The following is a 22,560-nucleotide window of genomic DNA, read 5'->3' on the forward strand; positions in this document are numbered from 1 at the left end:
CCCCGCTCAGAGCCAGTCATCGGGCTTCGTGTCGTAGTCGACCTCGCCGGCGGCGATGCGCGCTTCCAGTTCGGCGTCGAGGTCGTGTTCCTCGAACGACTCGCCGTCGTACCGAATCCGGATGGCCCGCTCTTCGGGCGTCGGCTCGCGCCCCCGTCGCCGGGCGACTTCGACCTCGTGTTCGTCGAACTCCTTCGTGATGGTCATCAGGTTCACCGGGCGACCCCAGAGGTGGTAGACGCGCTCTAAGACGCCCTTCGCCTGCTTCATGTCGAGGATGACGCCGTTGTACTGGTGGCCCAAGAGGAGCTCCCCGCGGTTGTCGAAGTTGCCGTCGTACACCGCGATGGTCGGCTTCCCGAAGTTGGTGAACTGGAACAGGAGCTTCTTTTTCACGTCGCGGTACTCCGACGACGAGACGCGGAACTGCTGGGACGACTGGGAGTACTCGTAGGCGAAGTAGTGATTCGCGCGGACGAACTCCTCGGAGAGGAACGCGTCGAGGAACGTCACGTCGTTGTGGCTCTCGCGAATCTCGCGCATGCGGTCCCAGCCGGCGGTCTTGTCCACGTCGGCGACGGCGTCCGCGACGCTGTCGTACACCTCGTCGTCGAACATGTACCGCGAGAGCTGTTCGAGCTCGGAGCGCCGAATCCGGCTGAGGAACCCGCGGTTCTGCGCTTTGACCAGCGAGTAGTGTCGCTCCGCGAGCCCCTCGTAGGTGAGGAGCTTCCACGGGTACGCGTCGAGGTCGAGCGACTCGTCGCCCGACAGCGCCCTGTCGAGGGTCTCGTGGTCGACTCTCGGGTCGTCGGGGCCGAGTTCGGACAGTTCGTCGAGGGAGTCGGCGCTGACGCCGTCGATAGCTGGGTGTGCCCGGAGGAGTTCCTGCACCTCGTCGAAGTCGATCGTCTCGCGGAAGTTGCGCCACGTCACCCCCTTCACGCGCAGGAGCTTGTCGGCGACCGCCGCGCGGTTCGTCGAGTTCTCGATGTACTCCCACAGCTCCTTGCCGAGCTTGTAGGGGTTGAGCCCGGGCGACCCGAGGACGCGCGATTGGTGGTCGGCGTAGGTGATGAACTCGTCCGTGCCCGCGAAGCGCTCGTCGCCCATCATGAGCGACTCCCAGTAGGCCGCCCAGCCCTCGTTCATCACCTTCGTCATCTTCTGGGCGGCGAAGTAGTACGCCTCCTCGCGGAGCATGTCGAGGACGTCCTTCTGCCACGGCTCCATCTCCTCCGCCTTGCCCGTCTCCTCGTCGTACCGCATGCCGTGTTCGCGGACGTACGCGAGCACGTCCTTCCGGGGGTCGGTGAGCTTCGCGGCCTCGCGTTCGGCCTCTTCGACCCCTTCGAGCCACGCGTCGTCGAAGACCTCGCGGCGCACGTCGTCGGAGATGTCGAGGCTGTCCAGTTGGGCGCGGATGTCTCCGGGGATGCGGCCGTCCTCGTCGGCGGCGGCCTCGCGGATGGTCCGGTGCTGGTCGATGGTGTCTTCCAGACAGAGGACGGCGTCGATGAACTTCTCCACGTCGTCCCGGCTGATTTCGGGGTTTTCCACGTACCGCTCGATGGTCTGGGCGTGGCGTTCGAGCATCGCGGCCGCGGCGAACTGCCCCTCGTCCGAGAACAGCCCGAACCACTGGTTGTTCTTGAAGAAGTCCGAGTGCGCCTCGACGTGGGTGATGACGGCCTTCTGGTCGGCCAGCGAGTTCGACTCCTGCAGGAAGGCGTTCGCGGGGTCGTCGTTGTTGACGATTTCGAACGCCTTGCCCATGCCGAACTGGTCGGTCTTGCGCTGGCGGTCGTAGGTCATCCCCCACCGCCAGTGCGGGTAGCGCTCTTGGAACCCGCCGTAGGCGATGAGCTGGTTCATCTCGTCGTAGTTGACCACCCAGTAGTTCACCGGGTAGGGGTCGAGTCCGAGCTTCTTGGCGAGCGCGCCGGCCTCCCGGACGGGCTCGTCGAGTCTGGCGGCCTCGCGCTGTGCGTCTCTGCGGTGTCGTCTGAAACTCATTCTGCTGTCGCCTCCGTGCTGAGGATGGTGTAGATGGCGTCGATGACGTCGTCGGGCTCCGAGACGTACGCGACCACGACGTTGCCCTGCTCGCCGAGGCTCCGTTCGACCTCCTCGGCGTGCGTGGCGTTGATGGCGGTCCCGCCGGGCTGGGTCTCCACGTAGGCGTGGAGGTTCGCGTCTATCTCCTGCATGAGCGGGACGACACGCTCTTTCGTGTCGTTCGAGGAGTTCTCGGAGTCGCCCGCGGCGAAGACGTAGCGGTTCCACTCGCGCCACGGGTAGCGCTCGTCGAGCACTTCCTTCGCCAGCTCGTAGGCCGACGAGATGCGCGTCCCGCCGCCCGAGCGGATGCCGAAGAACTCGTCGCGTTCGACCTCCCACGCCTCGGCGTCGTGGGCGATGTAGACGAACTCGGCGTGGTCGTACTTGCCCGTGAGGTACCAGTCGAGCGGAGTGAAGGTGCGCTCGACGAGTTCGCGCTTCGTCTCCCGCATCGACCCCGACACGTCGCGGATGTTGACGACCACGACGTTCGACTGCTTCTTCTCGATGACCTCGGGGTGGCGGTAGCGCTCGTCCTCGCGGCGGAACGGAATCTCGCGGAGCCCCTCGCGGCGGATGCGCTGGGTGGCCGTCGTCCGCTCGACGTTCTCCTCCATCTCTTCGAAGGAGGCCCACGCCCCGCGCTCGTCGTCCGGGATGCGACCCCACTCGTCTTCGATCCACGCCATCGAGACGAGGATGTTCTGCTCGCGGCACCACTCGAACACCTCGCGGGCGGTGGTGCCCTCGACTTTCATCGCCTCGCGGACGAACTCCTCGTCGAAGTCCATCGCCAGCTTGCGCTTCAGCCCCTCCTTGAACAGGCGCTCGAAGTCGAGGGTGCTGTGGGGGCCGCTCCGGGTGATGTCGGTGAAGTCGCCTTCGACCTCTTCTACGACCTCCTTGCCCTTCGGTTCGAGTTCGAGGCCGAGTTCCTCGTCCAGCGCCTCGGCGAACTGCTCGGGGTCCATCTCGTAGTACTCGTGTTCGGCCCCCTCCTCGCCGGGTTCGCCGTCTTCGCCGTCGCCGTCGCCGGGTTGCGGCTGGCCGAGCGGCTGGCCCACGTCGGGCGTGCCGCCCTTCCCCTGCCCGACGCCGCCCATGTCGAGGCGGTCGTATTTGAACTCCGGCAGGTCCACGACCTTGATTGGAATCTTGATGTCTTTCGAGCCGGACGCGCCGAGGTCGCCGTAGGAGATGAACTCCTTGAGGTCTTCGCGGCGCTCTTCGCCCACTTCGCGGAATCGTTCGAGGTCGTCTCTCAGTCCCATGTGTGGCTCACCTCCTTCATCACGGCGCGGCTGGTCAGTTCGGCCGACGCGGCGGTGTAGCCGCGGTCGACCAGTTCGTCGATGGTGCGGGCTTTCACCCGCGCCGTCTCGGTGTTCGCCGGCGGGTCGTCCCACTGGCGGGGGTCGAGGTCGGAGAACAGCCGGCGCACGTCCTCCCAGTCGTGGGTTTCGAGCACCGTCCGGATGACCGGAATCTCGGTGAGGTCCACGTCGGAGACGGTGAATCCCTCGTCGCGGTTCTCCCACGCGTAGCGGTTGAGCGCGGTGATGACCTTCTCGTTGCGGAACTCCTCGACCGACTCGGAGGGCTCGTTGCCCTCGTAGTCGTCCGGCGAGAAGCGCCCGAGGTGCTCGGTCTCGAACAGCTTCATCAGAAGCGGGTCGGGGTCGACCGGCCCTCGCTCGGTCTCTATCTGCCCCTCGGACGCCCACGCGTAGACGTGTTCGACGTACTCCTCGACCGTCTCGCGCTCGACGCCCTTGTCGGCGAGGAGCGCGTCGAGCACGTCGGCCTCCTGTCGGTCGAAGATGTACTCTTTGACCATCGCGATGCGGCCCTCGTACTCCGAGGACTCCGCCCGCGAGAACACCGGCGCATCGGAGAGTTCGGCGACCATCTCGTCGAGCACGTCGGTCGGCATCACCACCGACGACACGTCGAGGTCTGGATGCCTGCGGTCGACGCGGTCGTGCAGCAGGTCGGCGATGACGTCGCGGGTGAACGTCACGGGAATCCCGTGGGTCCCCTCGGCGTCGCCGACGAACTCGAACGCCGACACCTCGCGGCGCTGGTCGCCGACTTGCAGGTAGCCGCGGTCGAACAACAACGCCTTGTCCACGAGGTCGAACTCCATGTCCGGGTCGCGCGGCACGTCGTCGCCGTCGAGACGGGTCACGACGCTGTAGAGCGCCGCGGCCTCGACCGTGTGCGGGGCGAGTTCGCGGGTTCGGACCTCGCCCGGCCCCTCGCGGACGTCCAATGCGACGGCTTCGGCGACTCGGTCGGCCATCGCCTCGGGGTCGTCGGTCCAGACGCTCGTCTCGTTCGTCAGCTCGCGGCGGATGAGTTCGGCCTCCAGCGAGAGGTTCGTCAGGTAGCGGAACTCGTGTTTGTTGAGCCGGCGCTTGAGCGCCTTCAGCGGGTCGCGGCCGTTCCTGTCCGCGTACTTGTCGAGTTCGGCGTCGAGGTCCGGGTTCGAGATGATGACGAGCTGGGTGTCGATGTCCATCCCGATTCCCTTGTCCAGTTTGACGTGGCCCTCGTCGGGAACGTTCAGGAGTTTCTGGAGCAGGTCGGCGTGCTGGGTGGCGTCCTCGACGATGGTGAGGAGTCCGTTGCCCTGCGAGAGCACGCCGTCGTAGCTGAACGCCTGCGGGTTCTTCCGGCCCCGGGAGTTCAGTTCGCGGAGCATGCTCGGCATCCACGACCCGACCAGTCGCTCCTTGGGCGAGCCGTCGTCCTCCGAGTGGAGGACCCCGACGCCGCGGCCGACGTCGACGACGTAGTTCTTCACCCGGAGGTGTTTCGGGTCGGTGACGGCGCTGAACAGGTCTTGCTTGCCCGCTCTGCGGAACTCCTCTTCGAGGTAGGTGTACGCCTCCAGACAGAACGGGTCGAGGTCCTCGTCCACGTCGACGGGGATGTGGTCGCCGTTCCTGCTGTTGAGGTCGGACAGCAGTCGCTTGCGCACGTCGGCGGGGAACACCGAAAGCGGGTGCGACTGGACCGGGCTCTCGTACCAGTCCTCGTCGGCTGCGTCGACCTCGCCGCCGTAGGACAGCCCGCGGGTGTCGTCGGCGTTGGCGACGTTCCACTCGACGGTGTAGCGCCGCCCCGCGTCGGTCTTCGAGTACTCCCGGAGGCCGTTGATGAGACAGCGTTTCAACTCGGATTTCCCCGTGGCCGTCGGGCCGTCGAACCAGATTATCTTCTCGGCTTTGCCGCGGTCGGCGGCGATGGTCCGCAGGTCGTCGACGAAGGCGTTGAGCACCTCCGTGTTGCCGAGGACCGCGTGCTCGCCGTCGTTGGCGGGGTCGTCGAAAAAGCGGTAGCGCTCTTTCTCTTCGCCCTGTTCGACCACCTGTCTGGTCCCCATCGACTCGATGGCTTCCAAGAGGTACTTCGACGCGTGGGAGGCGATAGACGGCGACTCGAACGCGGCGTCGACGTACTCGCCGAGGCTCATCGGCTCCTCGTAGGTGCCGCGGAGCGCCTCGTCCGCCTCGCGGATGTAGTCTCGCATGGTCACCCTTCGAGCTCGGTCTTCGCCACCTCCGCACCGGCGAACTCAAGCACCTCCCGTGCGCCGTCGCGCGAGTAGCCCTGGTCGACGAGCGCGTCGATCCACGCGTTGCGCTCGTCGTCGTCCAGTTCGTTCGCGCTCACGAGCGCCGAGAAGTTGATGTTGTGCTTCTTGTCCTCCCAGAGCTTGCGTTCGAGGGCGCGGCGGAGGCGGTCGTTGTCCTGCGGGTTGAACGACGTTCCCTCGCGGGCGCGCCGGGAGACCCAGTTGGAGACCTCCTGTCGGAAGTCGTCCTTGCGGTCCTCGGGGATGTTGAGTTTCTCCTCGACGGCGCGGAGGAACTTCTCGTCGGGGTCCTGGTCGCGCCCCGTCAGTTCGTCTTCGACCGTCGCGTCGTCGATGTAGGCCATGACGTGGTCCATGTACTTCTCGCCCTGCCGGCGAATCTCGTCGATGTCGTAGGCGAGGGCGTGGCGCACGTCCTCGATGGCGCGCTCTTTGTACTCCTCGCGGACCATTTCGAGGTAGCGGTGGTAGCGTTCGAGGTTCTCCTCGGGAATCGACCCGTGGTTTTCGAGGTTCTCTTCGAGGTGGGTGAACGAGGACAGCGGCGAGAGGTAGCCCCGGCCGCGGTGGGTCGCGTCCATGATGGCCTCGGCGATTTCGTCGCCGATGAACCGGGCGGAAACGCCGTCCATCCCCTCTGCGATGTCGGCTTTCTTCTCGCCTTCCTCGCGGAGTTTGCGCACGTCGACGTCGTCGCCGTCGTCCAACTCGCCGTTGTAGGCCTTCGCCTTCTGAACGAGCGAGATGGTGTCGGAGTCGGGTTCGACGATGCGGGTGAGGACGCCGAACAGCCCGGACATCTCCAGGGTGTGGGGCTCGACGTGGATGTCTGGCACGTCGGCGTTCCGGAGCATTTTCCGGTAGATTTCGGCCTCCTGTTCGTATTCGAGGACGTACGGGAAGTCGATGCGCTTGGTCCGGTCGTTGAACGCCTCCATCTTCTCGTCGCCCTTCTTCTCGCGGTATTCGGGCATGTTCGTCCGCCCGACGATGACCTGGTCGATGTCGATTCGGGGGTTGTTCTTCGGCTTGATGGTCTGTTCCTGCGAGGCGTGCAGGAAGTCGTAGAGGAACTCCCGCTGGAGCTTCAGCAGTTCCTCGCCGGAGAAGATGCCGCGGTTCGCGTTACAGAACGCGCCGGCGTAGTCGAACGCCCGCGGGTCGGACTCGCCGTACACCGCGAGCTTCGAGTAGTTGACGTCGCCGGTGAGTTCGGTCTCGTCTTGGTTCTTCTTGTCCTTCGGCTCGAACGTCTCGATGCACTGGCGTTTGTTCTCGGAGGCGACGAGCCGGATGATTTCGATGTGGTTCTCGACGACCTCCTCTAGGTCGTCGTCGTAGTGGGCGAGCAGTCGGTCCATGTAGAACTCCGAGGCGGGGTCCAACGCCTGGTCGTTCCGGATGGTGTAGGGCGCGTCGAGGTTCTCGTTCAACTGCTCGATGACCACGTCGCGCTGTTCCTGCGGGAGCAACACGAGCGGGTCCTGATTCATCGGCGACTGGACCACGTCGTCGGACGGGTCCTGGTCGCGGATGACGTCGCCGAGGTTCGTCCACCGGAAGGTGTACATCCGCCCCTCGTCGGACATGGTGTAGTCCTCGAAGTAGCGGCGGGAAATCCAGTCGAAGTGCGACTTCCCGGAGCCGACGGGACCCAAGAGGAGTTTGATGCGCTTTTCGGGGCCGAGGCCGCGGGCCCCCGATTTCACCTTGTTGACGAACTCGTGAATCGACTCGTGGACTTCGCGGCCGTAGAAGACGTTCTCTCCGTCGTGAAGGGGGTCTTCCGAGGCCATGAGGTACTCCACGACGCCCGCGTCCTCGTCGTAACGGGTGCCGTAGAAGTCGAACATGTCCGCCACGCGCTGGTGGGCGTTGCGAGCGATCTTTGGGTGGGCGTAGACCTCTTCCAAGTACCACTCGAAGCTCTTCGCCTCGCGGAGGTCCGCGGGCACGGAGTCTTTGTAGTGCTTGCTCAGGTCTGCGAGTGTTTCAATTTCGCCGGTCATTGTTCGTGGAGCCTCGTCGGACCAGCCGTCCGGAGACGACCGAGGGCGACGCGCCCGCGTTCGCGGGTCGCAGACGACACACCGCGAGCCACGGACCCGCGGCGACAGACCGCGGGGGGTGAATCGAAGTGCGCCGCCGCCGCTACACGCTCACGACGGGTCGGCGACGGGCGACAGAATCGGCGATTTGCGGACGATGCGTGACGGCTCGCTCGGCCCGGGGACCGAGACTACCAATCAATGAGAGACGTTAACATATAACGCTTTCTGTGAAAGTAGTCAACTGATTGTCTCGAACGCCGACCAATCCAGATACGTACCACCTCGGGTGACCCTCCGACTGGCCAACGTATGTCGATTTAATCGGCGATTCAGTCGGTTGGCGGTCCCGTTAATCGGGTCGGTTGGGATTCATGTCGTCTGCGACGGGTCGCTTTCGAGGGGGAAACCACCCCGGTCGAGGCGGCGTCGCGGCGAGCGCGAGCGCGACCAGCGGGCGCGGCGGAAGCGGGAAGGCTTAGGACGCGCGGCGGACTAGCACGCCCATGACCGACCTGCCCGACGGGTGGACCCTCTGGAACGACGAACCCGAGGGGCGGCGCATCCTCGCGTATCGCCCGGACGTGTTCAACGAGAGCGCCTTCCCCGCCGAGTGCATGCCGACCGTCTTCGTGTGGAACGGGTCGCGGGCGAACCGTCCGGGCGCGACGCAGATACGCACCGATACGTGGCACGCCGTGCTCTCTCTCGAACCCGAAATCGAGGTCGTCGTCGAGGCGTTCGACTCCCGCGAGGCGGCCGTCGAGGGCGCGGCCGACATCGCCGGGCGGTTTTCCGACGGCGAGATAGACTACCGGAGCGCCTACCAAGTCCCCCGCGAGGAGTACTTCGAGAAGCTCGACGAACTGACCGGGCGGGAGCCTTAACCGCCTCGCAGGAGAATCCCCGCTATGACCTCCGTCACTCTCGTCGGTGCCCGCCTGACCGACCCCGGCACCGAGTTCGTCTACCACGGTGAATCGAGCGCCTGCGAGGGGTGTCCGTATCGCCGCCAGTGTCTCAATCTCACCGAGGGCGTCCGCTACCGCGTCCTCGGCGTGCGCGAGAACACGCAGGTCCTCGACTGCGCCGTTCACGACGAGGGCGTCCGCGCCGTCGAGGTCGAACCGGCCCCGGTCACGGCGAACGTCCCCTCGAAGGGGGCGTACGCCGGGAGCAAGGCCAGCCTGCAGGGTCCCTGCCCGCACACCGAGTGCCCGAGCCACGAGTACTGCGTCCCCGAGGGCGCGGAGTTCGACCAAGAGTACCGCATCCGCGACGTGGTCGGCGACCCGCCGCACGACCACTGCCACCTCGACCGGAACCTGACGCTCGTCGAGTTCGAACCCGCCGACGAGTAGGGGTTTTTGTGCCCTCCGGCCGCCGGCCCTGATATGACGACCGCCGTCTTCTTCGACCTCGACCTGACGCTCCTCCGCTACACCGCCGACTTCGAGACCATCTTCGACCGGGCGGTCCCGGACGCTCCGGACGGTGCCTACGACCGGTATCTCTCGGTCTTCTTCGACGCGTTCGAGGACCTCGCCGTGGACCCCTACGCGGTCGGCTTCGAGGCGATCACCGACGAGTTCGACATCGGCGACGACCCGGAGGCGCTCGTGGCGCGCTACGCGGAGGCCGAACTCGCCGCCACGACGGTCCCCGCGTCGGCCCGCGAGGCGCTCGTCCGCGTCGCCGACCGCCGACCGACGGGGATTCTCACGAACGGCGCGCCGGCGGTCCAGCGGGCGAAACTCGAACGCCACGGCCTCGCGGGCGTCGTCGACGCCGTCGTCGTCTCGAACGACCCCGCGGTCGCCTCGCGGAAGCCCGACTCGGGCATCTTCGAGGCCGCGGAGACCGCCCTGCCGGCCGACGGCTACGTCTACGTCGGCGACACCTACGACGAGGACGTTGTCGGGGCGCGAGACGCCGGGTGGGAGGCACACCACGTCGGCGACGACGGCCCCGACGACGACCCCGCAGCGGTCGAATCGGTCGCCGACGCGGCCGCTCGAATCCTCGGTGAAGACGACGCGTAGCGCGGGAGAAGCGAGAGAACCGACTACGGGAGCGTGCCGACCTTCTCGCCGGCGTAGCCGAAGATGTCCGCGTAGCCGTACGCCGAAAGGAGAATGGGGTAGAAGTCGCGGTCGGCGACGAACTGCTCGGCGTCGGCGCGGGCGAACGTCTCGCCGGCGGCGACGGGTTCGAAGTTGGTCGCGTGGACCTCGTACTGGTCCGCCGGCGGCTTGGGAAGCCGTTCGAGCAGGCGGAACACGTCGAGGCTGCCCTCCTCGGGGATGCCGAGTTTCAGGCGGTCGTCTTCGGTCTGCGACTCCGACTCCTCGTCGGGCCCGCCGCTCTCGTGACCGCCGTCGCTCGCGACGGCCGGCGCGGGGAGGACGTTCGTCGCGGTGAGGAACGCGCGGATGAGCCAGTATGCGTTGTCGGCGGCCTCGGCGGATTTCTGGAGGCCGGCTTCGACCTCGATAGTGTGGGCGTGTTCGATGAGGCGACCCTCCGCGAAGTGGTTCGTCTCGACGGCCACGTCGACCGGGAGCCGGGGGAGAATCGACCGAGAGATGGCGTCGACGGCGTCCACGATGGCGAAGGGTTCGGCGTACGACTGGGTGGAGTGAAGCGAGAAGGCCGTGGTGCCGCGGACCTCGCGGCCGAGGTCGTGGGCGAGGCGTCGCTCGTGGCTCTCGGCGTTGGGGTCGCCGGGGAACGCCCGGTTGAGGTCCTCGTCGAGATAGCGCGCGTCCGCCGCCAGCGCCTCCTCGTTTGCGACGATGAGCTTCACCGGCCGCTCGACGTCGGGGTCCTCCGCGACGAACCGCTCGATGGCGCGAGCACCACAGGGCTCGTCGCCGTGGATGGACCCGACGACAGACACTTCGGGCGTGCCGTCACCGAGTTCGTAGATTCGCATTGCCGGTTCCTAGAACCGGACGCTAATGGACCTTTAGATTCTCCCGGTTCGAGCCGCTTTCCCGGACGCGCCCGCCGAGGCGGGCGGGGCGGGACCGCCGCGAGAGCGCCCTGACGCGGTCAGTGGTCGAGTCCCTCGACGTACTCGTAGTCGGCGGGGTACGCGGTCGCGCAGTGTCCGTCGAGTTCAATTTGCCAGCCGTGGAGCGCCGTCGGGTCGTCCAGCGCCGCCCGGAGGGTCTCGCGCACGTCGTCCACGTCGACGCCGTAGAAGTCGCCCGGGACGCCGCGGATGTACTCCAGCGCCGTCTCGAACAGCGACCGCATCCCCGCGTCGTTCTCGAAGTCGAAGTGCTTGTACGCGCCGGCGGCGACCTGCACCATCCCGTGGAGGAAGGCGCTTTCCGCGGTCCCCGCGCCGTAGTTGTACCACTCGTCTTCGAAGCAGTCGTGGCTCTCGTGGAAGTCGCCGGCGTTGAACAGTCGGACGCCGTGTTCGACCGCCCGCCGGAGCGTCGCGTGCTCCCACGCCCGCAGTTCGTCGTTCCACCCCGACGGGTTGCCGAGCGGCGGGGCGACGCTCGGGTCGCGGGTGTGTTCGTCCATGTGAGTCAGGGCGACCGGGAGACCGGTAACTCCATCGGTGGGGTAATCGGTCGCGTTGTTTTTCGTGCTGGCGCGGCAACGGTCGGACGTGACGGACGCGATAGAATGCACCTACTGCGGGAGCGACGTTCGGCGTCACGACCCCGTCTTCGTGGAGGAACTCGAAGCCGGCGAGCGCGTGCCGGCGGGCGCGTTCTGCAACTACGCGTGCCTCTCGTCGCACATCGACGCGGCGGGACTCACGACCGGCGCGTCCTGCGAGTGGCGGCCGGAGTAGGAACCGGACTCGCTCGCTCCGGACGACCGGACCGAGAGCTGTGGTCGTCGCAGCGACCCCTGACCTATTTATCCCGATTCGTCCTTTCGAGCGTATGGCACTCGCATCTGCGCTCGTGGCCGGCGGGGTCGTCGGCGTTCGGCACGCGCTGGAAGCCGACCATCTCGCCGCCGTCGCGACGATGGTCGAAGACGACGACCGACCGAGCATCGTCGGCGCGTCGTGGGGCGTCGGCCACTCGATTCCGATCGCCGTCGTCGGTCTCGCCTTCGTCGCGCTCGGCGTCCGCCTACCCGAATCGGTGACGCACTTCTTCGAAGTCGTCGTCGGCGCGGTTCTCGTCGTCCTCGGCGCGCGGATGCTCCTCCGAGCCGCCGGCGTCTCGGTGCCGACGCTCCGCGACCACGACCACGACAGCGGCGTCCACCGGCATCTCTCGCTCGGGAACGTCGCGTTCGGGACGAAACACACGCACGTCCACGACGAGTCGTTCGGGGTCGGCGTCCTCCACGGCTTCGCCGGCAGCAGCGCGCTGGTCATCGCGATGGTCTCGACCGCGCCCGCGGTGGGCCAGGCGCTCGCGTTCCTCGCGGCGTTCAGCCTCCTCACCATCGCCACGATGGCGACCGTCTCGTTCCTCTGGGGCCGCTCGATGGCGGTCGGCGGGACGCGCGTCCTCCGCGCCGCGGCCGGCGTCGTGGGCGTCGCAGTCGGCGGTCTCCTCGTCGCAGAGCAGTTCGGCGGTCTCGTCTGACGTTTCGCAACGTTTTAGCGGTCCCCCTATCGTACTTGAGTACGCGCGAGGGTAGCTAAGTCAGGAAAAAGCGGCGGACTCAAGATCCGCTCCCGTAGGGGTCCGTGGGTTCAAATCCCTCCCCTCGCACTTGTCCCGAGAAACGACGCGACGAGTGGCGAGTGCGTCCCGAGGGAGCCGAGTCAGAGCGCGTACGCGACGCGGTTCGACCCGCTCTCGGGCGGGAACGCGGACGCCGACGCAGTCGGCCGTCAACGTATAAACCCGCTCGCTCGACCGGCGACGCGTCTCCATCGAGCCTCGGCGGTTCTCCGGTCACGCAGCCACCGAAGCGCCGCTGTCCGCATCCCGAACAATTCATCATGAACAGACCGGGTTTCCGGTGAAAACCACCGGAAGCGGCCTATCCGAGGACGACATTGACCGACGAGCGCGTCTGACCGTTCCGCCGGACGGACAGTCAGGGTCCCCAGACTCTCCGAGAAATATCAGAAACGTTCATTATGGTTTCGGACCTACTGTAGTGTTGCCGGAAGCGCAAGGACGCACCGGATGACCAAACCGAATCTGTCGGGCGACGTGAAAGGCGTCGACGACGGTACGCATCGCAAGACGCGGAGGAATGGAATCGACACGAACACCGAGTCTTTCGTAACAGGAAGACGAGGTCAAAGTGCCGAAGAGGAACCGAATCAGCCCCGTAACCGCTCTGCGAGCGAGTGGCAGGAAGACCAAGTACCGGACCACGAGGAATCGGAGTTCGGGAACTCGGCGCAAGCCGAAACGGTCGTGAGGGCTGTGGAAAACGTCTTCCGTCCGGGTTCTAATTGCGGATTCTGGCTTTTCTGATATCCGCCCGCCGAGCGGACAGTCCGCCTCACGGTGCGTGCGGTTCACGACTTGTCGAGTCAGCGGCGCGTCGGCGACGACGTCACGGCCGGACCAACCGGCTCATCAGTCGGAGATACTCCGAGGCGACGAGCGGTTCGGCGGCCGCGGTTCGCTCGACGGCCGCCACGCCGTGTCGCAGTTTCTCCTTGAGCGGACTCGGCGGTACCTTGTGGCCGAGCACGCGCGACGCCGCCTCGACGTGTTCCAGCGCGACCTCGGCGTCGCCGGCTCTGACCGCCGCTCTGGCGTCGTCGAACGACGCCGCGAGCGATTCGCGGACCCGAGCCGGGAGGTCGATAGCGTCTGACACGTCACGAAGTAAACCGTCCATCGACATAAGCCACCGGGCCGCGCCGCCGCCGGGTCGGTGGATATAGGCACCTGCCGGTCCTGCCACGTTCATGAACGAACTCGACGCCCGGGCGGACCGGGCACAGCGCGCGGCCCGCGACGGCGGCGCGGTCGCGCGGCGCGCCTTCAGAACCGGCGTCGCCGTCGAGACGAAAAGCGGGAAGACGGACGTGGTCACGCAGGCCGACAGGGACGCCCAGCGCCGCGTCGTCGACCGAATCCGCGGGGCGTTCCCCGACGACCCCATCGTCGGCGAGGAAGCGGACGAACTCAAATCGGTTCCCGAGTCGGGACCGGCGTGGGTCGTCGACCCCATCGACGGGACGAACAACTTCGTGCGCAACGTGCCGATCTGGGCGACCGCGGTCGCCGCCGTCCGCGACGGGGAACCGCTCGCGGCGGCTAACTACCTGCCCGCGCTCGGCGACTGCTACGCGGCCGACGACGAGACGGCCTACCGAAACGGCGAGGAAATCTCGGTGAGCCAGCGCGACGACCCCGAGACGTGTACGGTCTGTCCGACATTCTGGTGGGACTACGACGACCGCGACGAGTACGCCGCCGCGGCCCGGGCCATCGTCACGCGCTTCGGCGACCTGCGTCGCTACGGGAGCATGCAGGTCGTGCTCTCGTACGTCGCCGACGGCTCGCTCGACGGCGTCATCACGAACAAGCGGGCGAACCCGTGGGACTCGGTCGCCGGCGTACACCTCATACGGACGGCTGGAGGGACGGTCACAGACCTCGACGGCAACGAGTGGCGACACGACTCGGAGGGCCTCGTCGCCTCGAACGGCCGCGTCCACGACGTCGTGCTGGAGGCGGCACGCGAAATCGACGGGCGGTAGACGGACGAAAGCCAGACGGCGCTCGTCGCCGACGCGAGCGAGTCCCCATCCGCAAGTGCGAAGTCACCCCCCATCAGAAGGGATAGCATGGACCTCGACGCGACGGACCGGGCGATTCTCCGGATTCTGATGGAGGACGCGCGGACCCCGTTCAGCGAAATCGCCCGCAGAATCGACATGTCGAGCGCGACGGTTCACGACCGGGTCGGTCGGATGGAAGACGCCGGCGTCATCGAGGGCTACCACGCCCACGTCGACCCGCGGGAGGTCGGACTGGGCACCTCCGCGCTGGTCGGCTTCCGGGTGAAGCAGGGCCGCGAGAAGGAGGCGCTCCAGCAGCTCCGCGACATCGAGGGCGTCCAAGAGATCAACCTCACCACCGGCGAGTGGGACGTGATGCTCCGGGTGTACGCCGAGGACACCGACGCCCTGCGCGAACTCATGTTCGACCACATCGCCGAACTCGACGGCTTCTCGCGGTCCCAGACGATGGTCATCCTCGGAACCGAGTACGACGACCCGGTGTTGCCGATTCGCGAACCGGACGACAGGGACTGACCCCCGCCCGTCGCGGAACTGAGTCGCCGCGCCGAGACCTGCGCGAAGCGTGCGAGAGACCGGAACCCTCAACAGGCCCGCCGTCGGGGTATCGGCTATGGCAACGGTAGCAGAGCGAATGGGTCTCGACCCCGAGCGCCTCTGGGGGCTCGGCGTCGCGGCCATCCTCGTCGCCCTCGTCGGCGGGTCGCTCGCGTTCCCTCGCGTCGTCTACGACGGCTTCATCTGGCACTACTTCTGGGGCCCCGTCCAAGCCGACGCGAACTCGGCCGTCTGCGCGGTTCGGGCGAACGGCGTCACGCAGTACCTCGACACGGCGTCGGCCTGCGCCGCCGCGGCCGAACCCGTCGCGTACCCCGGCTACACGCTCGTCTCCGAGGTCGGGTACATGGTCACGCTCGTCATCGCCCTCTCGGGCGTCGTGTTCCTCCTCCGCCGCCTCGACATCGGCGAGAGCCCCCGGTTCTTCTACGCCCTCTTCCCGTTCATGCTGTTCGGCGGCGCGTTCCGCGTGGTCGAGGACGCCAACGACGCCCCCGGCGTCGCCGACGCCCTCATCACCTACCCGCTGAACACGCTCGTCATCAGCCCGGTCATCTACGTGACCGTCTTCGCAATCACGCTCGTCGCCGTCGTCGGGAGCGTCCTCGCCGAGCGTCGGGGCCTCGTCGACGACTACGTGAAACCCCTGTTCGGGGCCGGTCTCGCCGTGCTCGCGGTCACGCTCGGCTACCTCCTGTGGGCCGGCCTCACCGGCGCGCAGGGCGCGACGTTCTACCCGCAGGTGCTCGTCGTCATCCTCGTCGGCGCGACGCTCGCCGCCGCCGCGACGTGGTGGCTCGTCGAGCGCTTCGCACCGGAGATTAACGAAGGAACCGGCTACATCGGCCTCGTCGTCATCTGGGGCCACGCCATCGACGGCGTGGCGAACGTCGTCGGCCTCAACTGGATGGTCGCACTCGGCGCGGGCAACAACCTCGTCCCGAAGCACCCGGTGAACCAGGCGGTCGTCGACTTCACCGCCTCCACGCTCCCCGAGTCGGTGCTGGCCGTCACGGGCGACGCGTGGCCGTTCCTGCTCGTCAAGCTCGTGGCCGCGACGGCCGTCGTCTGGGTGTTCGACGAGCAGATATTCGAGGACAGCCCGCGCTACGCGATTCTGCTTCTCATCGCCGTCCTCGCGGTCGGTCTCGGACCGGGGAGCCGCGACATGCTCCGCGCGACGTTCGGCGTCTAATCGGCCCGCCGTCGCCTCCTCTCCGGCCGCTCGTTCCCGCTCTCCGACCCCCTCGTACCCCTACCCGGCGAAGCTTCAAGTACCGAGCCGCGGCCACCGCCGCTATTCTGTGACGCACGTCGCACGGCGGCTCGCGGGTGTCCGGCACACCGCCGCGCGGACTCGATTCGGCCCGCCTGCCGCGCGGCCGCCCGTGCCGGCTGTCAGCCACGAACCCCACGAGACGCGCGACTCGCCGGCTACGGGAACGGGTGGAACTCGCGGTCCAGCCGCGGTTCGAAACCGAGGTCCCGCGGTACCGACTCGGCGCGGTCGGCGAAGTACGGCTCGCCGATAAACAGCGGCTGGGCCTCCGGAACGACCGTGCGAACCGCCTCGAAGCCGAGGCGGTCCACGTCGCGCGGGGTGGTCCGCGCCGCGTAAGCGTCGAGGCCGGCGTCGGCGACCGCCGAGACGACGGCGTCGAGTTCGGCCGCGCCCTCGGGAATCTCATCGGGACCGACCGAGTCTGCGGGGATGGTCGCGTCCGGCGAGACGAACGTCCGTGCGGGCTTCGGGAAGTCGGCGTAAGTCGCAATCGCGCCGCCCTGCGTCGCGGCCTGCTCCGGTCCCATGGCGCGCAGTTCGGTCCAGTTCTGAAGCGCCTCGGCCAGCGCGGAGCGAGCGGCGCGGTTCGCGTCGAGGTCCGCGCCGGAACCCATCGCGAACTTCGGCCACTCGGTCTCGCGGTGGACGGCCACCGCCACGACCGGCACGTCCACGTCCTGCGTCACGAGGAGCGCGGTTACCTCCAAGGACTCCGAGCGGGCGCGGGCCGCCAGCGTCTCGAACGTCTCGTCTGTCACGTCCAGCCCGAGCGGGTCGAACGTCGAGTACCACGCGAGCATCGTCGCGTCGCGCTCGACGACCTCGTACAGCCCCGAGAGAATCGCCTCGGTCCCGGAGTTGCCGAGACCGAGACCGGTCGTAATCGACGGCTTGTGTCGCTCCGCCGGCGGGGGATAGTGGACGAACTCCGCCGGGAGCGAAACGGTCGCCCCGGTAGCGAGGTCCTCGCCTTCGACCCACTGAATCGGCTCGTCGGGGTCGGGGTCGCGGAACGAGTCGGGTCTGACGAAGCGACTCGGCGGCACCGCGGCCGGCCGAGACGCCGCGGGAGCGACGGCGAACTCGCTGGTGCGGTAGACGCCCGCCGAGTAGCGTTCCAGCGCCTCGCCGAGCGCCTTCATGTAGGCCTCGTCCCAGCCGGCGGCCGCGCCACCGGCGAGTTCGGCCGCCCGAGCGTCGGCGTACACCGTCGTGTCCGCCGTCTGTGCGACGTAGTACGGAAGCGGGAACGACTCGCGCTCGCCGACCTGCGTGACGATGCCGACGCGGTCGTCGACGGCCGATTCTGCCCGCGCGAGCGCGTCGTCTAACTCGACGGCGCGGAAGTCGCGGTCGAGGGTCCGGTCACGTTCCGTCGGCGACGGCGCGGGGAGAAACGACCGCTCAGGGCCGGGGACTTCGACGACGGTCCCGGCCACGTCGTCGCCCGAGAGGAGTGCGATGCCGCGTCGCCCTGCCACCGCGCCGGCGAGTCGGACGGCCGCGCGGTCGCCGCCGGGGCGGCCGTCCGACTCCGTGGTGGACGCGACCCGCGCCCGGAGGTCAGCGAAGTCGGCGCTTTCGGGGTCGAACGCCGAGACGGCCGCGTCGAGGTCGGCCACGGGGTGACCGCCGACACCACCGATTTCGACCGCGAGCCACCGCGAAGCGGTTTCGTCGGCCGCGTCGAAGGCGTCGCTGCCGACCGCATCGACGACGAAGCCGAGGTCGAACGAGTCGAGCGAGTCGGGGGCCGTCTCCGTGACCGTCGCGTCGATATCGGCGCACGCCGCGCGAATCGACTCGGCGGCGGGGCCGCTCCCGACGAGTCCGATGTCCATGCGCGCGACGAGGAGAGGTGGAGGGAAAAAGCGAGGGGGTCGCGGTCGGTTACGCGTCGAGCAGTTTCTGGGCCTCGTCGGCCAGTTCGTCCGCGCTGGCGGCAACGAGTTCGTCCGCGCCGAGCTTCAGGCGGAGCCGCGGGCGGCCGACGTCGATTGGGACCTTCTCGGTGTCGATGAGGCCGAGTTCTTCGAGCTTCGTCTTCGTCCGGGAGAACGTCGCCTTGCTGGCGATACCCACGTCCTCGCCCCACTTCGAGATGTCGTAGAGGAGGACCTCGTTGCGGGCGGCGACGAGAAGCGAGATGGTAACCTCGTCGAGGCCGTCGCCGTCGCCGCGGGCCGACGGGAGCGAGGCGAGCACGGCGTCGAAGTCCGCGAGGGTCTCCTCGCCGATGTCCTCGCCGAGCGTCTCGCGGACGCGAGCGAGCGGCGGCGTCCGGAGTTTGAACTCGGGGGCGTTCTCCCAGTGGGCCTGGTGGGCCTCGAACGCCGTCTCGACGAACGCCTCGTCGTCGGTGACGAGACCGGCGACCTTGCCCCCGGCGGCGACGAGCGCGACGACCGAGTTCGGCGTGACGAACAGCGTGTTCTCGACTTCGTCCGCGGCGGTCCGCAGCGAGAGCGCGCCGTCGGCGACGAGGTTCGCGGCGTTCGAGGCGACGATGAAGTCGTCGAGCACGTCTTTCAGGATGCCCTCGTCGGCGACGAGACGGATTTCCGGCAGGTCGTCGTCGACGTCGGTCGCCACGGCGACGAGCCCCTCGATGACTTCGGCGGTCGGGTTCGCAACTAACACCTCGTCTTCCGACGAGGAGAGGACGGACTGGATGATGTCTTCTACCCCCTCAGCGAGTAGATTAGAACGAATAGCCATAGGTTGAATATCGCCAGTAATATATTTAATATTAACGCAAGACGACCGGCAGAACGTATTCGAAATCGAGTTGTACCAACGCTGTATCGAGCGAATTGAGAAGCACGTTTCAGAAATTTTACTCCAGCGCGTAACTGGGAAAATCGGATTCGAACCGGACGACTCAGCCGGGAGAAGGTCGTCTCCCGCGAGGGCCGTTCCGAGCGGTCCACTCGGCTCGGAGACACGACGGAGTGAATCGGGCATCGCGCGTTCGTGTATCTGTTCACGGTAGCACGCCACAGAATATACACGGGTGTGCAACACAACACCGGCAGGCGTAGCCAAATGGGACACATTTATGCCGTAATTGCCCCGGATACTACGTATGGACTACAGCCACGTCCGCGACGTCGACCCCGCCGTGGCAGACGCCCTCGACGGCGAGGTCGAACGCCAGCGCGACACGCTCGCGATGATCGCCTCGGAGAACCACGTCAGCGAAGCGGTCCTCGAAGCGCAGGGGAGCGCGCTGACGAACAAGTACGCCGAGGGCTATCCCGGCAAGCGCTACTACGCTGGCTGTGAGTACGCCGACGACGTGGAGAACCTCGCCATCGAGCGCGCGAAGGAGCTGTGGGGCGCAGAGCACGTCAACGTCCAGCCGCACTCCGGTACGCAGGCCAACATGGGCGTCTACCTCGCCATGCTCGAACCCGGCGACAAGATTCTCTCGCTGGACCTGACCCACGGCGGCCACCTGAGCCACGGCCACCCGGCGAACTTCACGGGCAAGCTCTACGACGTCGAGCAGTACGAAGTCGACGCCGAAAGCGGCTACATCGACTACGACCAGCTCGCGGAGAAGGCCGCGGAGTTCGAGCCGGACATCATCGTCTCCGGCTACTCCGCGTACCCGCGGGCCGTCGAGTGGGAGACGATTCAGGAGGTCGCCGACGACGTGGACGCGCTCCACCTCGCCGACATCGCCCACATCACGGGCCTCGTCGCCGCCGGCGTCCACCCCTCGCCGGTCGGCGTCGCCGACTTCGTCACCGGCTCGACCCACAAGACCATCCGCGCCGGCCGCGGCGGCATCATCATGTGCGACGAGGAGTACGCCTCCGACATCGACAGCGCGGTCTTCCCCGGCGGTCAGGGCGGCCCCCTCATGCACAACATCGCCGGCAAGGCGGTCGGATTCAAAGAGGCGCTCGAACCCGAGTTCGAGGAGTACGCCCAGCAGGTCGTCGACAACGCGAAGGTCCTCGCGGAGACGTTCCAGGACCACGGTCTCAGCGTCGTCTCCGGCGGCACCGACACGCACCTCGTGCTCGTCGACCTCCGCGACTCGCACCCCAACCTCACCGGCGGCACCGCCGAGGAGGCGCTCGAATCGACGGGTATCGTCCTCAACGCGAACACCGTCCCCGGCGAGACGCGCTCGGCGTTCAACCCGAGCGGTATCCGCGCCGGCACGCCCGGGCTCACCACCCGCGGCTTCGGCGAAGACGAAATCCGCGAAGTCGGCGAACTCATCGTGAAGGTCGTCGACGCCCCCGAGGACGACGACGTGCTCGCGGAGGTCTCCGAGCGCGTGCAGGAACTCTGCGACGCCAACCCGCTGTACGAGTAGGCGACGCCCGCGGGCGACCGCCGCGGTTCGGCGGCCGGCGCGTTCGGTTTTTCAAACCCCTCTGCCGAGTAACACTATTAGCCGCGCCGCCGTATCGTCGACCGACATGGCTCCGATTCGTCGGCTCGTTCTCGACGTGTTGAAACCGCACAGCCCCTCGACGGTGGCGGTCGCCCGCGAGGTCGCCGACGCGCCCGGCGTGGCCGGCGTGAACGCGACGCTCCTCGAAACCGACCGCGAGGTGCAGAACCTCAGACTCGTCGTGGAGGGCGAGGCCGTCGACGCCGACGAGGTCGAGCGCCGCGTCCGCGACCTCGGCGGGACAGTCCACTCGGTGGACGAAGTCGTCGCCGGCGAGACGCTGGTGGAGTACCGAACTCAACCGCAGGACCCGTCGCCGTCGTGATGTCGGCTCGGCTCGCCTCGCTCCTGCGCGACGACCGCGTCCGCGCCATCTCCCGTCGGTACTTCGTCTCGAACGGCTTCGACGGCGCGCTGACCTGCATCGGCCTCGTCATCGGCGCGTACCTCACCGGCGTCACGGACGGGGTGACGGTCGTCGAAATCGGCGTCGGCGCGGCGGTGGGGCTGACCACCTCCGGCGTCTGGAGCGTCTGGGAGATAGAGCGCGCCGAGAAGCGGGCCGAACTGGGCCGCATCGAGGACGCCATGCTGACCGACCTCGACGGGACCGCGGTCGAACGCGACAAGGTCGCGGCGCGGGGAATCAACGCGGTCGCCAGCGGGCTCGGCCCGCTCGTCGGCATCGTCATCCCGCTCCTCCCGTTTCTCGCGGTCGGCACCCTCCTGTCGATGACGTGGGCGACGCTCGCCTCGGTCGCCCTCGGGACGGCCATCCTCTTTGCGTTCGGCGCGTACATGGGGTCGATATCGGACCAGCGGTGGTACGTCGCCGGCCTGCGGATGGCGCTGGCGGGCGTCGCGGTGGCCGCCGTGAACCTGCTGTTCGGCTGAGAGACGATAGCCACATACGTGCATATTTCTGCTATCTCAAGCCCTAGAATACGCACGAATCCGAATCTTTGAAATGGTCGGGGCGCGCTGTCTGAGACAATGACGACCATCATCGACGGCAACGCCGTCGCCGAGGAGATTCGAGACGGGCTGGCCGACGCCATCGACGCGCTCGACGAGGCCGGCGTGAAGCCGGGTCTCGCGACCGTCCTGATGAGCGACGACCCCGCCAGCGAGACGTACGTCTCGATGAAACAGCGCGACTGCGAGGAGGTCGGCATCGAGGCGTTCGACTACGAACTCGACCCCGAGACGCCCGCCGAGGAGCTGTACTCGCTCGTCGACGACCTCAACGACGACGACGAGGTCCACGGTATCCTCGTCCAGATGCCCGTGCCCGACCACGTCGACGACCGGACGGTCCTCCGCCGCATCGACCCCGCCAAGGACGTCGACGGCTTCCACCCCGAGAACGTGGGCCGCCTCGTCGCCGGCGACGCCCGCTTCAAGCCCTGTACGCCCCACGGCGTCCAGAAGCTCCTCGCCGCCGCCGACGTGGAGACCGAGGGCGCTGACGTGGTCGTCGTCGGTCGCTCGGACATCGTCGGCAAGCCGATGGCGAACCTGCTCATCCAGAAGGCCGAGGGCGGCAACGCCACGGTCACGGTCTGCCACTCGCGCACGGACGACCTCGCCGCGAAGACCCGCGAGGCCGACATCGTCGTCGCCGCCGCGGGCGTCCCCGAACTGGTCACCGGCGACATGCTCTCGGAGGGCGTCGTCGTCATCGACGTGGGCGTCAACCGCGTCGACGCGGACAACGAGAAGGGCTACGAACTCGTCGGCGACGTGGAGTTCGACTCCGCGAAGGAGAAGGCCAGCGCCATCACGCCCGTCCCCGGCGGCGTCGGCCCGATGACCCGCGCGATGCTCCTCTGGAACACCGTGAAGGCCGCCGCCGAGGCCGAGGGCGTCGACGTCGACCTCCCCTGAGTCCGG

21 protein-coding genes and 1 tRNA gene are annotated in these 22,560 nt (G+C 67.5%); 13 read left to right on the plus strand and 9 right to left on the minus strand.

The window, feature by feature from the left end:
• Nucleotides 1-6: 6 nt before the first annotated feature.
• The 4 genes from BN996_RS05535 to BN996_RS05550 are packed head-to-tail and all read right to left on the minus strand — an operon-like array spanning nt 7 to nt 7,671.
• Nucleotides 7-2,016, minus strand: a complete 2,010-nt coding sequence (locus BN996_RS05535; RefSeq protein WP_089777532.1) for a SpoVR family protein — start codon at nt 2,014-2,016, stop codon at nt 7-9.
• The gene (locus tag BN996_RS05540) at nt 2,013-3,332 is read right to left on the minus strand and encodes a YeaH/YhbH family protein (RefSeq protein ID WP_089777533.1); all 1,320 of its coding nucleotides are present in this window, start codon (nt 3,330-3,332) and stop codon (nt 2,013-2,015) included. Before BN996_RS05540 ends, BN996_RS05535 begins: the two co-directional genes overlap by 4 nt.
• Complete coding sequence (locus tag BN996_RS05545) at nt 3,323-5,596, minus strand: PrkA family serine protein kinase (RefSeq protein WP_089777534.1); 2,274 nt, start codon at nt 5,594-5,596, stop codon at nt 3,323-3,325. Before BN996_RS05545 ends, BN996_RS05540 begins: the two co-directional genes overlap by 10 nt.
• 2 nt (nt 5,597-5,598) lie before the next feature.
• Nucleotides 5,599-7,671 (minus strand): PrkA family serine protein kinase, encoded by a 2,073-nt coding sequence (locus tag BN996_RS05550; RefSeq protein WP_089777535.1) that lies wholly within the window; start codon nt 7,669-7,671, stop codon nt 5,599-5,601.
• A gap of 545 nt (nt 7,672-8,216) precedes the next feature.
• Here BN996_RS05550 and BN996_RS05555 point away from each other — a divergent pair.
• Genes BN996_RS05555 through BN996_RS05565 form a run of 3 tightly spaced genes read left to right on the plus strand, consistent with a single transcriptional unit; the run spans nt 8,217 to nt 9,752 of the window.
• Nucleotides 8,217-8,597 carry a DUF5820 family protein gene (locus BN996_RS05555; RefSeq protein ID WP_089777536.1) on the plus strand — a complete coding sequence of 127 codons (381 nt, stop codon included), beginning with the start codon at nt 8,217-8,219 and terminating at the stop codon, nt 8,595-8,597.
• A gap of 24 nt (nt 8,598-8,621) precedes the next feature.
• Nucleotides 8,622-9,071: a UPF0179 family protein gene (locus BN996_RS05560; RefSeq protein WP_089777537.1), complete on the plus strand. Its 450-nt coding sequence runs from the start codon at nt 8,622-8,624 to the stop codon at nt 9,069-9,071.
• A gap of 33 nt (nt 9,072-9,104) precedes the next feature.
• On the plus strand, nt 9,105-9,752 hold the full coding sequence (locus BN996_RS05565) for an HAD family hydrolase (RefSeq protein WP_089777538.1): 648 nt from the start codon (nt 9,105-9,107) through the stop codon (nt 9,750-9,752).
• A 23-nt stretch (nt 9,753-9,775) separates the two neighbouring features.
• Here the strand turns inward: BN996_RS05565 and BN996_RS05570 are convergent, their stop codons facing one another.
• Both BN996_RS05570 and BN996_RS05575 read right to left on the minus strand, forming a co-directional pair.
• On the minus strand, nt 9,776-10,645 hold the full coding sequence (locus tag BN996_RS05570) for a M14 family metallopeptidase (protein WP_089777539.1): 870 nt from the start codon (nt 10,643-10,645) through the stop codon (nt 9,776-9,778).
• A gap of 119 nt (nt 10,646-10,764) precedes the next feature.
• A complete protein-coding gene (locus BN996_RS05575; RefSeq protein ID WP_089777540.1) occupies nt 10,765-11,250 on the minus strand; it encodes a DUF309 domain-containing protein in 486 nt (161 codons plus the stop codon).
• Between the two features lie 88 nt (nt 11,251-11,338).
• Here BN996_RS05575 and BN996_RS05580 point away from each other — a divergent pair, with 88 nt between their 5' ends.
• From BN996_RS05580 to BN996_RS05590, 3 genes are all read left to right on the plus strand, one after another.
• Nucleotides 11,339-11,527 carry a hypothetical protein gene (locus tag BN996_RS05580; RefSeq protein WP_089777541.1) on the plus strand — a complete coding sequence of 63 codons (189 nt, stop codon included), beginning with the start codon at nt 11,339-11,341 and terminating at the stop codon, nt 11,525-11,527.
• A 94-nt stretch (nt 11,528-11,621) separates the two neighbouring features.
• Nucleotides 11,622-12,281, plus strand: coding sequence for a sulfite exporter TauE/SafE family protein (locus tag BN996_RS05585; protein ID WP_089777542.1), 660 nt, complete (start codon nt 11,622-11,624; stop codon nt 12,279-12,281).
• A 45-nt stretch (nt 12,282-12,326) separates the two neighbouring features.
• A tRNA-Leu gene (locus BN996_RS05590) sits at nt 12,327-12,410 on the plus strand.
• A gap of 802 nt (nt 12,411-13,212) precedes the next feature.
• Here BN996_RS05590 and BN996_RS05595 read toward each other — a convergent pair.
• A complete protein-coding gene (locus tag BN996_RS05595) occupies nt 13,213-13,482 on the minus strand; it encodes a DUF8101 family protein (protein ID WP_089779837.1) in 270 nt (89 codons plus the stop codon).
• 91 nt (nt 13,483-13,573) lie between these two features.
• Between BN996_RS05595 and BN996_RS05600 the strand changes: the two genes are divergently transcribed.
• From BN996_RS05600 to BN996_RS05610, 3 genes are all read left to right on the plus strand, one after another.
• On the plus strand, nt 13,574-14,371 hold the full coding sequence (locus BN996_RS05600; RefSeq protein ID WP_089777543.1) for an inositol monophosphatase family protein: 798 nt from the start codon (nt 13,574-13,576) through the stop codon (nt 14,369-14,371).
• An 87-nt stretch (nt 14,372-14,458) separates the two neighbouring features.
• Nucleotides 14,459-14,929, plus strand: a complete 471-nt coding sequence (locus BN996_RS05605; RefSeq protein ID WP_089777544.1) for an Lrp/AsnC family transcriptional regulator — start codon at nt 14,459-14,461, stop codon at nt 14,927-14,929.
• Between the two features lie 118 nt (nt 14,930-15,047).
• Nucleotides 15,048-16,166: a DUF63 family protein gene (locus BN996_RS05610; protein WP_193310943.1), complete on the plus strand. Its 1,119-nt coding sequence runs from the start codon at nt 15,048-15,050 to the stop codon at nt 16,164-16,166.
• Nucleotides 16,167-16,405: 239 nt separating this feature from the next.
• Here BN996_RS05610 and BN996_RS05615 read toward each other — a convergent pair whose 3' ends face one another.
• Nucleotides 16,406-18,094 carry a YcaO-like family protein gene (locus BN996_RS05615; protein ID WP_089777546.1) on the minus strand — a complete coding sequence of 563 codons (1,689 nt, stop codon included), beginning with the start codon at nt 18,092-18,094 and terminating at the stop codon, nt 16,406-16,408.
• A 49-nt stretch (nt 18,095-18,143) separates the two neighbouring features.
• Nucleotides 18,144-18,971: a transcriptional regulator TbsP gene (gene tbsP / locus BN996_RS05620; RefSeq protein WP_089777547.1), complete on the minus strand. Its 828-nt coding sequence runs from the start codon at nt 18,969-18,971 to the stop codon at nt 18,144-18,146.
• Nucleotides 18,972-19,338: 367 nt separating this feature from the next.
• On the opposite strand from tbsP, the gene glyA reads away from it, so the two are divergent.
• From glyA to folD, 4 genes are all read left to right on the plus strand, one after another.
• Nucleotides 19,339-20,586, plus strand: coding sequence for a serine hydroxymethyltransferase (glyA, locus tag BN996_RS05625; protein ID WP_089777548.1), 1,248 nt, complete (start codon nt 19,339-19,341; stop codon nt 20,584-20,586).
• 106 nt (nt 20,587-20,692) lie between these two features.
• Nucleotides 20,693-20,992: a DUF211 domain-containing protein gene (locus BN996_RS05630; protein WP_007273284.1), complete on the plus strand. Its 300-nt coding sequence runs from the start codon at nt 20,693-20,695 to the stop codon at nt 20,990-20,992.
• On the plus strand, nt 20,992-21,561 hold the full coding sequence (locus BN996_RS05635; protein WP_007273285.1) for a VIT1/CCC1 transporter family protein: 570 nt from the start codon (nt 20,992-20,994) through the stop codon (nt 21,559-21,561). Before BN996_RS05630 ends, BN996_RS05635 begins: the two co-directional genes overlap by 1 nt.
• A 99-nt stretch (nt 21,562-21,660) precedes the next feature.
• Entirely contained in the window at nt 21,661-22,554 is an 894-nt protein-coding gene (gene folD, locus BN996_RS05640; RefSeq protein ID WP_089777549.1) for a bifunctional methylenetetrahydrofolate dehydrogenase/methenyltetrahydrofolate cyclohydrolase FolD, read from the plus strand.
• The last annotated feature ends 6 nt before the right edge of the window (nt 22,555-22,560 follow it).

The organism is Haloferax massiliensis, assembly GCF_001368915.1.
Classification (GTDB): Archaea; Halobacteriota; Halobacteria; order Halobacteriales; family Haloferacaceae; genus Haloferax; species Haloferax massiliensis.